11 protein-coding genes are annotated in these 13991 nt (G+C 64.9%); 9 read left to right on the top strand and 2 right to left on the bottom strand.

Translation table 11 applies throughout. The features are described 5' to 3' along the window. Positions 1-231 precede the first annotated feature (231 nt). From ADK67_RS25810 to ADK67_RS55400, 8 genes are all read left to right on the top strand, one after another. Positions 232-2841: a helix-turn-helix transcriptional regulator gene (locus ADK67_RS25810; protein WP_063797726.1), complete on the top strand. Its 2610-nt coding sequence runs from the start codon at positions 232-234 to the stop codon at positions 2839-2841. 43 nt (positions 2842-2884) lie between these two features. Continuing rightward, entirely contained in the window at positions 2885-3364 is a 480-nt protein-coding gene (locus tag ADK67_RS52715) for a tyrosine-type recombinase/integrase (RefSeq protein ID WP_053719079.1), read from the top strand. Between the two features lie 543 nt (positions 3365-3907). Next, positions 3908-5140 (top strand): DUF4032 domain-containing protein, encoded by a 1233-nt coding sequence (locus ADK67_RS25800; RefSeq protein WP_053719078.1) that lies wholly within the window; start codon positions 3908-3910, stop codon positions 5138-5140. Between the two features lie 25 nt (positions 5141-5165). Then, positions 5166-6164, top strand: coding sequence for a YdcF family protein (locus tag ADK67_RS25795; RefSeq protein ID WP_053719077.1), 999 nt, complete (start codon positions 5166-5168; stop codon positions 6162-6164). A 1067-nt stretch (positions 6165-7231) separates the two neighbouring features. Further along, positions 7232-8458 carry a RuBisCO large subunit C-terminal-like domain-containing protein gene (locus ADK67_RS49330; protein ID WP_197289611.1) on the top strand — a complete coding sequence of 409 codons (1227 nt, stop codon included), beginning with the start codon at positions 7232-7234 and terminating at the stop codon, positions 8456-8458. Further along, positions 8422-9084, top strand: coding sequence for a histidine phosphatase family protein (locus ADK67_RS55405; protein ID WP_082403770.1), 663 nt, complete (start codon positions 8422-8424; stop codon positions 9082-9084). The genes ADK67_RS49330 and ADK67_RS55405 overlap by 37 nt, the downstream gene beginning before the upstream one ends. A gap of 42 nt (positions 9085-9126) precedes the next feature. Continuing rightward, positions 9127-10212 carry a hypothetical protein gene (locus ADK67_RS51175; protein WP_157620833.1) on the top strand — a complete coding sequence of 362 codons (1086 nt, stop codon included), beginning with the start codon at positions 9127-9129 and terminating at the stop codon, positions 10210-10212. Beyond that, positions 10199-10669, top strand: a complete 471-nt coding sequence (locus tag ADK67_RS55400; protein ID WP_082403768.1) for an RpiB/LacA/LacB family sugar-phosphate isomerase — start codon at positions 10199-10201, stop codon at positions 10667-10669. Before ADK67_RS51175 ends, ADK67_RS55400 begins: the two co-directional genes overlap by 14 nt. Positions 10670-10748: 79 nt before the next feature. On the opposite strand, the gene ADK67_RS25790 is transcribed toward ADK67_RS55400, so the two are convergent. Together ADK67_RS25790 and ADK67_RS25785 are read right to left on the bottom strand one after the other, a co-directional pair. Further along, a complete protein-coding gene (locus ADK67_RS25790) occupies positions 10749-11534 on the bottom strand; it encodes an intradiol ring-cleavage dioxygenase (protein ID WP_053719076.1) in 786 nt (261 codons plus the stop codon). Between the two features lie 97 nt (positions 11535-11631). Next, entirely contained in the window at positions 11632-12102 is a 471-nt protein-coding gene (locus tag ADK67_RS25785) for a VOC family protein (protein ID WP_157620832.1), read from the bottom strand. A 293-nt stretch (positions 12103-12395) separates the two neighbouring features. Here ADK67_RS25785 and ADK67_RS25780 point away from each other — a divergent pair, with 293 nt between their 5' ends. Further along, positions 12396-13934 (top strand): adenosine deaminase family protein, encoded by a 1539-nt coding sequence (locus ADK67_RS25780; RefSeq protein WP_053719075.1) that lies wholly within the window; start codon positions 12396-12398, stop codon positions 13932-13934. Positions 13935-13991: the final 57 nt, after the last annotated feature.

Here is a 13991-nt window from a genome sequence, read left to right as displayed (position 1 = left end):
TGGCGGCAAGTCGCAATTGTGGTAGACATCCATGTGATGAGGGCGACGGTGGAGGTCGACCGGATAGGGTCGGGCTTAGGGCGCCCCGTCGGTCGGCTGCCCGCAGGGTGTATGGCCCGGCCCGGTGGTGTGCGGATTGGCCGTGGTCGCGCCCGGTGTGGTGGCGGTAAGTAAGTCGAGGCAGTATTCGACGCAGATGGACCATCCAGTGGTTTCGGGGAGGGGACCTCAATGCTGTTCGAACGGGAAACGCAATTATCCGACTTACGCGAGCTGTTCGCCGAATGCCGAGGCGGCAAGGGGCGGATGGCGGTCGTCAGCGGGCCGGTCGGTACCGGCAAGTCCGAACTGCTCGAACTATTCGCCGAGGAGGCGGTGGACGGCGGCGCGGTGTTCCTCTCTGCTTCGGGATGCCGAGCCGAACGCACCGTTCCCTTCGGTGTGCTGGGTCAGATCTTCCGTTGCGCACACCTGTCCGCGCAGGCGTCGGTGCACGTCTCGTGGCTGCTCGCGGAGGCCGCGCGGAGCACGACGGTCAGCCCGGTCGTCCACCACGAGCTGTGCATGGCGCTGCTGGACCTCGTCGAGGGCTCGGACGCGCCGCTGTTGATCGGGGTCGACGACGCGCACGACGCCGACGCCCAGTCGCTGGAGTGCCTGTCCACCGTGCTGCGCCGGGTGCGGTCCGGCGGCGTGATGATCGTGCTCAACGAGGGCCTCTTCGCGGGCGCGCGCCACCCGCTGCTCCGCGCCGGCCTGCCGCTGTGCCGCCGGATCCGGCTTGACCCGCTGTCCCAGGACGGTGTCGCGGCGCTGCTGGCCGAACACCTCGGCGTCGACCGCGCGCGTGCCCTGGCCGAACCCTGCCACGACACGACCGGTGGCAACCCGCTGCTGATCCGCGCGCTGGCGGAGGACAACGGGGAGACCGGACCGGCCGGCGAGTTGGAGATCGGCCCGACGTTCGCCCACGCCGTCCTGAGCTGTCTTGACGTGTGCGAGGTGATGCGCGAGGTGGCCCGCGGCCTGGCGGTGTTCGGCGAGCCGTGCCCGTCCCTGCTGCTGGGCAAACTGGCGGACGTGGAGCCGGAGTCGGTGGTCCGGGCGACCGTCGCGCTCAACGAGTGCGGCGTCCTCGACGGTGGCTGGTTCCGCCACCCGACGACCCGCGCGGCCGTGCTCGACGGCATCCCGTCCGCCCACCACACGGAATTGCACCGCCGTGCCGCGACGCTGCTGCGGACCGAAGGTTCGGGCGCGGCGAGCATCGCCCGCCAGCTCGTCCACGCCGGCGCGGCCGTCGAGCCGGACCTGATCCCCGTGCTGCACGAAGCGGCGGAGCAGGCGCTGACCGAGGACGACGTGGACCACGCGCGCGCCCTCCTGTGGCTCGCGAGGCAGTCCGGCGGCGGCGAGCGGCAGCGCGCCACGACCACCGCCATGATCGCCCGCGTCCAGTGGCGCGCCGACCCGTCCGCCGCGGCGGCGCACATCGACGAGCTGACCGAGGCGGCCCACGCGGGCCACCTCACCGAGCGGCACGTGGGCATGCTGATCCAGCTCCTGGCGTGGTTCGGCCACATCGACCGGGCGAGGGCACTCTTGAGGCCGGCCGCCGCTGAGACCGCCGGCCGGCCTCACCACGCCCGCACGCTCGCCCTGACCGACCTCCTGCCGACCGGTGACGAGGTCGGCCGACCCGACGCGAAGGGCCTGGCCACCGCCGAGCGCGTGCTCCAGACCGGCAGGCTGGATGAACACACCCTCATGCAGACCCTCGGCGCTCTCACCGCACTGATGGCGGGTGGTCGGCTGGCCGACGCCGAGTCGTCGTGCAAGCGCCTGATGGACGAGGTCTCCGGCCGTCACGTGCCGACGTGGTACGCCCTGCTGTCCGCGATGCGCGCCGAGATCGCCTTGCGGCGCGGCGAACTGGGGGAAGCCCAGCGCCACGGCAAGGTCGCGTTGGAAACCCTGCCGACCGAGGGCTGGGGTGTGGTCATCGGCCTGCCGGTAGGCACCCTGGTCCGGACGCACCTGGCCGCAGGCCGGGTCGAGGACGCCTTGGACCAACTGCGCACCCGGGTGCCCGATGCCATGTTCCAGACCGTGATCGGCTTGCACTACATGCGGGCGCGGGGCCTGTACTACCACGCCACCGGCCGCTACAAGGCGGCGCTGGACGACTTCCAGTCGTTGGGCGAACTCATGGGCAAGTGGGGCATCGACTCGCCGAAGCTGGTGCCCTGGCGCACGGACGCCGCCCAGACGTGGCTGAGGCTCGGCAACCTCGACTACGCCCGCAAGCTGGCCGAGGAGCAGAGCGAGCTCTGCGACCCGGAGGACGCCCGGCTGCGCGCCGTGTCGATCCGGATCGTCGCGGCGACGACCGACCCCAACCGCCGGGTGGTGATGCTCGGGACGGCCGTGGAGGCCCTGCAAAGCACCGGTGATCGGCTGGAACTGGCCTACACCCTGTCGGACCTGGGGTGGGCGTACCACGAGCTGGGCAGCTTCAGCCAGTCCCGGTTGGCGTTGCGCAGCGCCGCGCTGATCGCGAAGCAGTGCGACGCGCCGGCACCCGGTCGGACCTCGCGACCGGCGGCCGCGGTCGACCAGCCACCGGCGGAGAGCGCCCGGAACCGGTCGTTGAGCGACGCGGAGACAAGGGTCGCGGTGCTGGCCTCGTGGGGGTACAGCAACCGGCAGATCGCCGACAAGCTGTTCATCACGGTGAGCACGGTGGAGCAACACCTGACGCGGACGTACCGGAAGCTGAAGGTGAACCGGCGGTCCGAACTGGCCAGGTGGCTGTACTCCACCGCCGTCGAGTCGATCTGATGGACGTCCGAACGGAGCACCGTTCCTTTCCACACCGCTCCACGTGGGCTCGCACCCCGCCGCTCTGCTCGCGGCGGGGTGCCGAACCCAAGTCGTCACCGGTTTCACCGTTGTCGAATCGCGCGGCGACGAATTCGAGGTAGTCACGTCTCCGGACGGGTCGGTGCTCTTGGCAGAGTACTGGCGCGGCAACCAATTCGTCCTGGCCGCGGCCCGACGCACGGGTTCGGATCCGATGTTGGACGCCCTGCTCTTGCGGTTCCCTCTCGAGACCGCGGCCCGCACCGGTGGCGCGCTCGCGCTGCGGGCACGCGACCTGGATCCCGATCAGTCACTCGTCCGGCTGCGGGAGAAGGGCTCGACGCAGCGGTGGCAGCCCATGTCGCCCACGTTGATGGAGCATCTGCTTCATCATGCCCGTGATCGGGGCGTCCGGGACGAGAACGACAAGGTGCTGCGGTATGCCAACGGCGCTCCGCTGACTCTTCCCCATTACGAGTGGCTGTGGCACTGCTGGCTGTGACAGCCGGTAATCGGGAGAACCGTCGGTGCGTCGGCCTCTTCTCCTGGCGGTGCGCTGCCAGGGGAACCGGCGCTGCGAATGGTCGTCGGGGCCGGCGGCCGCGGGTCCGTGTGCATCGGCACGACGTAGCCGACGGGGATGCCGTGTGCCCGCGAGGTCACCGCGGCGTTCCGCGGATCGCGTGCGACGGCTGGTTCCAGCACACCGCGCAGCGGCGCGTGGTTCTGTGAACCGCGGCAGTGAGCGGTGACGACGTCGACCCGGTCCGGTGAACTGTTCGACGGGCAGGGCCGCCCCGAATCCGGCTCGATAGTTCGGCCATGGTGGTTACGGGTCCACGATCCCTGAGGCGGCGGCGGACAGTGGTCGTCAGCTGCGTAGGTCGACCGGCCGGGGTATGAGCTGGGTCATGTCGGACTTCCGCGGGTGTGCGGGTCCGGGTGAATGATGATGTGAACAGGTTTCTCCATGGACGCCGGCTGGATCGGAGAGCCGCGAACGGGGTAGTTTCGCGTCGTCCGCGCACCGGCCCACGGGGAGCACATGCGATTCCTCTTCCGCCCACCCGCCAGCGAGGCCGGTGGTCTGCTCTCGCTGCCGTGGGCACAGCCCCTGGAGGAGTGGGACGAGAAGCTGCTGCTGACCGTCCCCCAACGAGGCATCTCGCGGCACGTCGTGAGGTTCGTCGCCAGCGAGGGCCGGGTGTACGCGCTCAAGGAGATCGCCGAGTCGCTGGCGAGGCACGAGTACGCCGTGCTGGGCGACCTGGAGCGGGAGGGCATGCCGTCGGTGTCGGTGCTCGGGCTGTGCGTCGACCGGCCGGACGACCAGCAGGCCATCCTGGTCACCCGCTACCTCGAGCACTCCATGTCCTACCGGTACCTGTTCTCCAGCCCGCGCGGCGAGCACTCGGCCGACCGGCTGGTGGACGTGTTAGTGGAGTTGTTGGTCCGGTTGCACCTGTCGGGCACGTTCTGGGGTGACTGCTCGTTGTCGAATACGCTGTTCCGGCTCGACGCGGGCGGCCTGGCCGCCTACCTGGTCGACGCCGAGACCGTCGAACGCCACCCGCAGCTGTCCGACGGCCAGCGCACCTACGACGTGGACCTGGCCCGGGAGCGCATCGGCGGCGAGCTGATGGACCTCGAAGCCGGTGGCCTGCTGCCCTCCGACATCGACCCGGTCGAGGTCGCCGACAGCGTGCCCCGGCGCTACGCCGCCCTGTGGGACGAGGTGACGCGCGAGGAGTTCTTCCGGCTCGACGAGCAGCGCTACCGCGTCGCCGAACGCCTCCGCCGGCTCAACGACCTCGGCTTCGACGTCGGCGAGGTCGAACTCGTCACCTCCGACAGCGGCGCCCGCCTGCGCGTCGACATCAGGGTCGCCGAGATCGGCCAGAGCCGCCGCGAGCTGTTCAAGCTCACCGGCCTGGAAGTGCAGGAAGGCCAGGCCAGGCGCCTGCTCAACGACCTGCGCTCCTTCCGCGCCTACCTCGAACAGCGCGACGGCGGACCCGTCCCCGAGACCACCGCCGGCCACCTCTGGCGCAACGAGGTCTACGACCCCGTCGTTGCCGCCGTGCCGCCCGACCTCCTCGGCGTGCTGGCGCCGGCCGAGCTGTTCCACGAGGTGCTGGTCCACCGCTGGTTCCTCTCCGAGAACGCGGGCCGCGACGTCGGCACCACGGCCGCGCTGCGCTCCTACCTGGCGACCGTGCTGCCGGACCGGGAAGCGTCCGAACGCGACAGCGGACTCGGGGACGACGACTTCGAGTGACCACCGGCCGTCTACATTGGCCCGCATGATCTTCGGGATCGCGGCGCTCGTGCCCGCCCTGTTCTTCGTGGTCGGCGTGATCCGCGACCGGCGGCGGCTCGGCAACGCCGTCTGGCTCGGCGTCACGCTGGTGTTCCTCGTGCTGTGGCTGGTGTTCCGGGCCTCGGCGCAGGGTGGGTGGTCCGCCGTCGTCGTCGGGTACGTGATCGTCGCCGTGCTGCTGGGGCTGGGTTTCGTGCTGCCGAGCGCGTTGATCGCCAACGGCGTGCTGATGCTGCGCCGGGAAGGCCTCGGCCTGGCGAACCTGCTCTCGCTGCTCGCCGGGCTCGCGATCTTCGGCGTGGTGTTCGCGTTCGGCTTCGCCACCGCGCACACCGGGCCGGTGGTGGACGCCGTGATCGGGTCGCTGCTGATCGTCGCGGCCTACGTCGCGTTCCTGTTCGTCAGCCTGCTGCTGTACTCGATCGTGTACGGCAGCATCGGCCGCCGCACGGGCTTCGACGCGATCGTCGTGCTCGGCGCGGGCCTGATCGGCGACCGCGTGCCGCCGCTGCTGGCCTCCCGCCTGGACCGGGGCCTGCACCTGTACCACCGCGAGGTGGACGCGGGCCGGACGCCGCTGCTCGTCGTCTCGGGCGGGCAGGGGCCGGACGAGCAGGTGTCCGAGGCGGCGGCGATGAGGGCCTACCTGCTGCGCCGCGACGTGCCCGACGAGCTGATCGTGCTGGAGGACCGCGCCACCACGACCGAGGAGAACCTGAAGTACAGCGCACGACTGCTCGCCGAGCGGGGCTGGACCGGCCGTGCGGTCGCGGTGACCAACAACTTCCACGTCTTCCGCGCCGCCGTCCTGGCTCGACGGCTGCGGCTGCGCATGCAGATCATCGGCGCGCCCACGGCCTGGTACTTCCTGCCCAGCGCGTTCCTGCGCGAGTTCGCCGCGCTGCTCGCCCACAACCCCGTCGTGCACACCGTCACGTGCGGCCTGCTGGTCGGCCTGCACCTGCTGCTGTCCCTCTCCTGACCCGTCGCGACGGGATCATCCACCACCCCCTCACCCCGCCAGTGCTGTTCGACAAGTGCTCCGACCAGCGCAAACGGAGAACCAACAAGTCAACCGGTGCCGTTCACACCCGTTCGAAGTCGTCGCACGCTGTTCAACTCCACCACCTGCTCCAAATGTTCTCCACACACGGCAGCGTGAATGACGGCAAGAACGCCGAACTCAACCGCCGAGCGCGCGGTCGCCGTATGCGGTGTGACACCCGCACCTGCGACGCTCACAGGGCCGTAGACGTCCTGAACTCACCACCTGACGCGTCGATGGATGCAGCGAGATCGTCAGGAACTCCGTAGTCCCTCGCCAGTCGCTCAGCCGAGTAGTGTGTCGAAATCGAATCACCGTGCTTGCACCCCCACAGTGGGTAGGTGACCCACTCCGGCGCTCGTCGAATCGAGATCAAGCCGTTCATCGTTCTCGCCTGCCTGAGGCGGCGGTCCGTGCTCGCGAACCATTTTGCGCACTCTCGGATGTCATCAACATCCACTTCGAGCATAGTCGAGCTTTCTACCAGTCAACCGTGCGAGTAAGTGGTCGCTGCGGGAGCGACGAGCAGTCCTTACGGCAACCGCACTGCCCTCTTAAGTTTGATGTCATCTGCATCAGCGAACAGGAAGTACCAATTCAGGTTCCTACGGTATGCCGCTTCGAGGCTGCCGATGTCCGGAACAGAAGCATCTACACCGTTCTACGAGGCGCTACGTTTAAGTAACAGCACGTGAACGCTGCGTCACGTCCGACTACGCGCAGCGCACGCGACGATTCATCTTGTTACCGAAGCTGGCCGCGACTTCCTCGATCGGGTGATAACTCCCTGCTGGCCGCAACGCGTCATCGCGACAGACGATGATAACTTTGACCAGCACAGAACTATCGCGACCAGTCCAGATCGTTGCAATACGCGTGAACTTCGAGTTTGCCAATCGATCGATCACTGTGATAGTTGAACTACATAGAAGGCAGGTGTCGATAGCGGAAAATTTCACTGCCTGAAAAGTATTGCCGATTGAATTCCGCATTGGAGAGTGCAGGTGCGCGCAACATACTATCTTGAATCTTGTCTAAACACCAGATTCGTCGCTGAGCAAATCGCTAGAGAACAAAGCGGCGGTCATAGCCGTTCATGGGGCGGAATATCCAATCGATCCAGAGAGGCCAATAAGGCCTTCGTCGTATCAGTCGATACCGTTGAAGCGCGCGGAAATTCGCTTCCGCTATATCACGCTCGACCGGTCAATCAAACCTTCGTTGGGCGATCGGCGGCAAGAGTCGTTATAGATTACGAAAACTTGACTCCTGATTCCGGAATAGTAGAGATCCTGAACGTTGCACTTGGCGAGTGCCAACATCTAGCGGTGGTGTCCGCGCTGCGCTTGGAAGACATTTCACTGCCAGTTGAGCCTAACCCGAAGTTCCAGGGGCCACCGAATTTTGTAGACAGGCTGGTTGCCGATTTCGGTCGACGATCTTTCGTTTGCGCTCCCATCAAGCCTTCTGGCCCGCTTGAGCCTTCTGAAGCCGCATATTTGGCATACGAAGCCGCGCTAGGCGGTGCAGACATAATTAAGGATGACGAGCTATCGGCTACGCATCCTGAGTTTGACTATGCGAAGCGCTACCGAATGGTTTCCGCAGCTATAAGTCGTACTAAAAACGAGACAGGTGAGTCCAAACGGTATGTCGCTAACGTGATATGCCCAATGGTCGACCTAGAAAAAAGGATCGAAGCTGCCATGGAATGCGGCGCTGATATGCTTCTAGTAGCTCCAGCGTTGCAGGGCCAAGACGTCGTTTCATTCCTGCGGACGAGGGTACCTGAAACTCCTATTATCGTGCACGGCACCTATCAAACGGTTGCGTCCCGACTGGAAAGCTATGGACTGTCGCTCGCTCTTTGGCTAAAAATTCAACGGTATGCGGGCGCGTCAGCAGCGGTTTTGCCTTCCACTTTTGGATCCTTTGGCTACTCGCCTACGGAAACGTCATCTTTCTTGGAAGCATGTGCAAATCCAATCGAACGGTTCAACCAGTGCCTTCCTCTTCATTCCGGATCTGTTTCCCCAGCCACCATTCCTTACTTGCATAAACTGTCGCCCGGTCTGCCGGCAGGGTATACAGCTGGATCGGCTATTTTTGATCATCCCGAAGGGCCGCGTACAGGAGCGCGTGCAATGCGAACGGCTGTAGATCATATAAAGGTACCGACAGATGGACCCAACATATGGGTCCCTATTGTCGAAGATGGGTATGCCATATGAACTTAGTATCACTGATACTACGACACGCTCCAACTCAGATGAACATGGATAGGATTTGGCAGGGCGGCGAGATTGATTCTCCCCTGTGCGCAGAAGGGGTCGCTGCTTCGAAATTGACAGCACCAGAGTTGCATCCTATTTTCAACGAAGAGCGCGTGAAGTTCCAAGCTTCTTCTATGCTTAGAGCGGTCCAGACGGCCGAAATCCTCGCCGAAGGTATCCAGCGGGGTTCCCAGATCACGACCTCAGCACTTCTGTCAGAAGCGCGCATTGGCGAACTGAGCGGGCTAGAGGAATCGGAGATAAAGCGGCGGTTTCCTACACATTATGCCGAGTGGCGCATAGGAAGTCTACTAAGCTATCCAGGTGGAGAGTCCGCTGAAGCGATTATTTCCCGGGTCGCCATGGCTCTGCCGTCGGTCTTTAACAACCGAGCGACCGTGACGGTGACTCATGAGGCGATTCTTCGCGCCATACGGCGTATAGTCGGTCTACCCCCGCTTGCGTCGCAGTCGCACTTGAGCGGGATAATTTGTCGCGTTTCAGGAGAAACTAGTGGACTGTCGAGTGTTTGGCAAAATTTTGGCCTGCCATGTGCTTCGAACAGACCACAACCCGGACGGTGAAGCAGTATGAGAGGTCATCGGGAGTATACAGCGGAACGACGTGTGCGGATCGCTGTCGCATATGCTGTATTAGCCTCAGGACTCCTTTTGATTACTAGTCCGGCTTGGTTGTTTACCGACCCTTCCCAGCGTGGCATTCAAAATGCGCTATCCGGCCTCGCTGGCGCCTTAATCGGATTCGCGGTTACCTCTTTAGTGTCGGAAAAACTCAACCCAACATTAGATGCGGTGTACGAGGTCTTTGATCTCCATACTGACTCTGAGCGCGAAGGAAGTTTTCGCTCAGCGATTCATGAGGAAGTAGTCCGTGCAGTCGGCCAGGTGACCGCGAGCGCGGTCGACTTTGGTCCGAGAGGAAAACTGTTCTCTAAACTAGATATTACATCAGTACACGAAGAGCTGAGGGTTCAATCCATCTCATTGTCACAAAAATGGCAGTTTACGCAACTTCTCGAAGAGCTCTTCAAGAAAAATGTCGACGTTAAAGCCAGGATTCTTCTGATCCATCCATATTCGCCACACGTATCGCTTCGCGAGGCAGACATCGGTTTCACGCCGAATACGATCCGTAACCTGGTCGAAGAAACTATCCTGCCTTTGGCTAGCCTACGAGGTGAGCAGAACGTGGGAGACCGATTGCAGGTACGAGGTTACTACAGCACACCTCACTATGGACTGATAGTATGCGATACAACTCGGTGTCTTGTCACCTTGTCACGTGAAGGTCGGGGTGGTGATCAAAATTTCGCGATCTTTTTCGACGGATCTACACAGTCCAGCGCTGCCATGATCGGTGATCTGGAACAAGGGTTCGACAATCGGTGGGAACATTCCTTCAACCTGATGGAGCCGCTTATCTTGACCCTGGAAGTTCTCGTATCGACCGAGAAAGATGAGCTCGTAATTAAGCTTGTTAGCGAAGTGTCCCTAGATGTTCCTTCAATTGAGTTCAAGTGTCGGGATGCAGTTGTTAGAGCCATCGAGAACAAGGGTGATTTTGTTGAAGTCGAGCTTCGGCACCTTGGCCGAAGTGAAAATATTGGTGTAGACGTTGTGCGAGCACTCTCGCATGACGGTCATTCTTGGCTGGTCAAGCCCGTGGGAGTTGTAGTAAATGTTCATCAATAATGCGGCGACAAAAAAGCCGGAGAACCTTTTGGTCGGCTCGGATATTGTGGGAACTGAACTAGCGGATGTGCTTTGTGAAAGTCTAAGAGCATCTTTCCTTGTGACACGCCTGCCCACTCCTGCTGATGGCAACTACGCCGTCATTGCTCGTCGGCTGGGAAAATCTGTTGCCGAGGCCTCGGGTATCCGTGGTTTGCTAGTTTGCGGGACCGGGATTGGTGTTTGTATCGCAGTGAACCGGCTGTCAGGAGTCCGAGCGGCAGTATGTCATGATATTATTTCAGTGCGACTATCCGTTCTTTCAAATGACTGCCAGGTGCTATGCTTTGGATCTCGTATAATTGCTCCCTATAGCGCGATAGAGTTGGCGAGGGAGTGGCTTAGTCTGCGGTTCAATCCGGCGGGTTCGAACAAGTCGGCGTGGAAAGTCCGACAAATCGACGAAACAGGTGTTTAAAGTCATGTCGGTGAGAAATGCTTCTATCGCTGTCAAATGGGTGCTTGGCCGTGGTTAAGTGGCAGGAGCGTTCTAACCTTCACACCGCCAGCGTGAGCGCGGCCGTGTAGCCGGCGTCGACGTCACCGGTGACGGTGGCCAGCTGCTCGTCGTGGCCGTCGCGGAACACGGTGTCGTCCTCGATCGACGTCCGCGCCATGGTGCGCACGCTCTGCACGTACCCAGGGGTGCCGTAGACGGTCTTGCAGACCTGTTCCGGCAGGGCGAGCTGGGACGTGGTGATCTTCGTGCCGGCCTTGGTCGCCTCGGCCAGGCTGGGGTAGACCTCGAAGTGGACGTGCGGCCACCGGCCGGGGTAGGCGGCGGGGAAGACGCTGGTGAACGCGAGCCGGCCGGACGCGTCCGCCTCCTGCACGCCGCGCAGGTAGTTCTCGTTCGTCAGGCCTTCCGAGTACAGCGAGTACTTGCCGTCGATGTCGCAGTGCCACAAGTACACCGCCGCGCCCGCGTACGGGGCACAGCCCGACCCGTTGTCCAGCACGGTCAGCTCGATGCGCAGCGGCACGCCCTCGGCGGTGCGCGAGCCCGTGCCGAAGCTGGTCCGGATGTCGCCGCGGACGATGCCGGACTGCGTGAGCACGTTCGGGCCGTTCGACCCGTCGCCGGGGTACGGGCCGGCCGTCTCCTGCGGGATCACGTCCCGGCACTCGTCCGCGGCGGTGGTCGGGGCGGTGGTTGGCGCGGTGCCGCCGGTGGAGCACGCGGTCAGCGAGGCGAGCCCCACACCGCCGAGCAGCGTGAGCGCCCGCCTGCGGGTCAACGTGGCCAGGTCGAAGGCGAGCCCGCGGTCGTGGATCGGCGTCATGCCGTCCACCCTGAACCCGGTTCCTGTGCGTCGCCTGTGGGATTCCTGTCGAGTCGTTAGCGGCAGCGGTGTGCCCCTGTTTCCGACGCTGGGTCGGTCACCCGATCTGCTCGGCCAGCGCCACGATGATGCCGCCGGGGCCGCGGAGGTAGCAGAGCCGGTAGCTGTTCTCGTACTGCACCAGCTCGCCGACGAGTTCGGCTCCGTGCGGCCGCAGGCGGTCGAGGACGGCGGCGATGTCGTCGACGGCGAACATGACGCGGTGTGCGCCCAGCGTGTTCGGCGGGGCGAGCGGGTCGCCGGCCGGGCCCGACGGCGAGTGGTACTTGGTCAGCTCGAGCCGTCCGTGGCCGTCCGGGGTGCGCATCATCGCGATGTCCGAGCGGACTCCCTCGAGCCCGACGAGGCGATCCACCGCGCTGCCCTCGACGGTCGCTTCGCCTTCCAGCTCCAGTCCGAGTTCGGTGAAAAACGCCTTCGCGGCCGCGAGGTCGTCCACGACGATGGCGACGTTGTCCATCCGCTGGATCGTCCCGCGCCCGGGGCCCCGCTGGTCGGTGTCGTCCATGATGATCTCCATTCGGCGGCGCGTGTGCGTGTTTCCGGAAGGGTTGACGGTCTTTCTACCAAGTGCCGTGTCATGAGGATGCCGGTGACGACACTCGCACGGTTCACCCACCCGCGGTGTGGTGAACCTCCGTCGGGGAACGGCCGTCGGACACGCAGCGCACCGACGAACTCCGGCGGATGACACGTCCTGTTGAACCTCCCGTTGCGGATTGCGGCCCCCGCACGGCTGGGACTCAATGGATCGGGCCGCGTTTCGGCGGCGGGACGCCACGAGAGCCTCGGGAGATCACCGTGCGGGCACTGCGAACCGGGTTGGCCGGGCTGTCGGTCGTGGCCGTCGGGCTGCTGGCGTCGAGCCTGCTCGTCGGTGTGGCGCCCGCGGTGGCGGGGGAGTCCGGGGTGGAGCGGTACCTGGACACCGTCCGGGACGACCCGGCGCGGTTGGACGCGTTCCTGCGGGAGCTGCCCAAGGGTGGCGACCTGCACACGCACCTGTCCGGGGCGGTCACCACCGAGACGCTGATCGCACTGGCCGCGGCGGACGGCATGTGCGTGAACCTGGCCGACTTCAAGGCCGTGGCGGGACCGTGTGGTGCGGGACAGCGCCCGGCGGCCGACGCCGAGACCGACCCCGCGTTCCGCGCCGAAGTGATCAGCCAGTGGTCGATGGAGGGCTTCCGGCCGTCCGCCGGGCAGAGCGGGCACGACCACTTCTTCGCCGCGTTCGGCAAGACCGGCGCCATCACGAGCGGGCACCGGCCGGAGATGCTGGCCGACGTGCTGGACAAGGCGGGCCGGCAGCACGAGTCGTACATGGAGACCATGACCACCCGCCAGGGCGGCGCGGTGTTCGAGCTGGCCCAGGGTGTGGAGTTCAACGAGGACTTCGCCGCCATGCACCGGCAGGTCCTGGCCGAGGGCAGGCTGGCGGGCATCGTCGCCGCAGCCCGTGCCGAGACCGATCGCGACGAGGCCCGCTACCGCGAACTGCTGGGCTGCGGCACCGAGCAGGCGTCACCGGGCTGCGGGATGACCGTGCGCTACATCCACCAGGTCAGTCGCAACAGCGAGCCGAACGCGGTGTTCACCTCGATGGTCTACGGCTTCGAGCTGGCCGAGGCCGACGGCCGCAACGTCGCGCTGAACCTCGTGCAGCCGGAGGACGGGGAGGTGTCGCTGCGCGACTACCGGCTGCACATGCGGATGTTGGCCTACCTGCGCGGCGCCTACGGCAAGGCGCACATCACGCTGCACGCCGGTGAGCTGGTGCCCGGCCTGGTCAAGCCCGAGGAGCTGACCTACCACATCCGCGAGGCCGTGGAGGTGGGCCGGGCCGAGCGCGTCGGTCACGCCGTCGACGTGCTCCACGAGGACGACTGGCCCGAGCTGATGCGCCTGATGCGCGCGCGGCACGTCATGGTGGAGAGCCCGTTGACCAGCAACGCCCAGATCCTGGAGGTCTCCGGCTGGGAGCACCCGTTCCCGACCTACCGGTCCTTCGACGTGCCGATCGCCCTGGCCACCGACGACGAGGGCATCTCCCGCACCGACCTGACCCGCGAGTACGCCCGCGCCACCACCGACTACCGGCTGCGCTACGGGGATTTGAAGACGTTGGCCCGCACGTCGTTGGACCACGCCTTCCTCGACGGCGAGCGGCTGTGGCGAGGTCCGGACGACTACACGCCGGCCACGCCGTGCGCCCGGGACCAGCTCGGCGCGCCCGAGCCGAGCGCGACGTGCCGGGCGTTCCTGGACGCGAACGCGAAGGCAGCCTTGCAGTGGGCGCAGGAAGCGGCGTTCAACAACTTCGAACGCCGCTACAGCTGAAGCGGCGCGAGGCCTGATCGCCGCTGTCGGCCGCACCTGTGTGTCGGGTCACAGCCC

The sequence above is a fragment of the Saccharothrix sp. NRRL B-16348 genome, from assembly GCF_001280085.1.
Taxonomy (GTDB): Bacteria; Actinomycetota; Actinomycetes; order Mycobacteriales; family Pseudonocardiaceae; genus Actinosynnema.
The sequence above is the reverse complement of the archived record's forward strand: the minus strand, read 5'-3'. Positions and strand labels throughout refer to the sequence as shown.

Coding starts and splice junctions, on each gene's coding strand:
- ADK67_RS25785 (WP_157620832.1), bottom strand. CDS start 12,102: ATGGACGACACCGACCAGCGGGGCCCCGGGCGCGGGACGATCCAGCGG.
- ADK67_RS25790 (WP_053719076.1), bottom strand. CDS start 11,534: ATGACGCCGATCCACGACCGCGGGCTCGCCTTCGACCTGGCCACGTTG.
- ADK67_RS55400 (WP_082403768.1), top strand. CDS start 10,199: ATGTTCATCAATAATGCGGCGACAAAAAAGCCGGAGAACCTTTTGGTC.
- ADK67_RS25800 (WP_053719078.1), top strand. CDS start 3,908: ATGCGATTCCTCTTCCGCCCACCCGCCAGCGAGGCCGGTGGTCTGCTC.
- ADK67_RS25810 (WP_063797726.1), top strand. CDS start 232: ATGCTGTTCGAACGGGAAACGCAATTATCCGACTTACGCGAGCTGTTC.
- ADK67_RS25795 (WP_053719077.1), top strand. CDS start 5,166: ATGATCTTCGGGATCGCGGCGCTCGTGCCCGCCCTGTTCTTCGTGGTC.
- ADK67_RS55405 (WP_082403770.1), top strand. CDS start 8,422: ATGGGTCCCTATTGTCGAAGATGGGTATGCCATATGAACTTAGTATCA.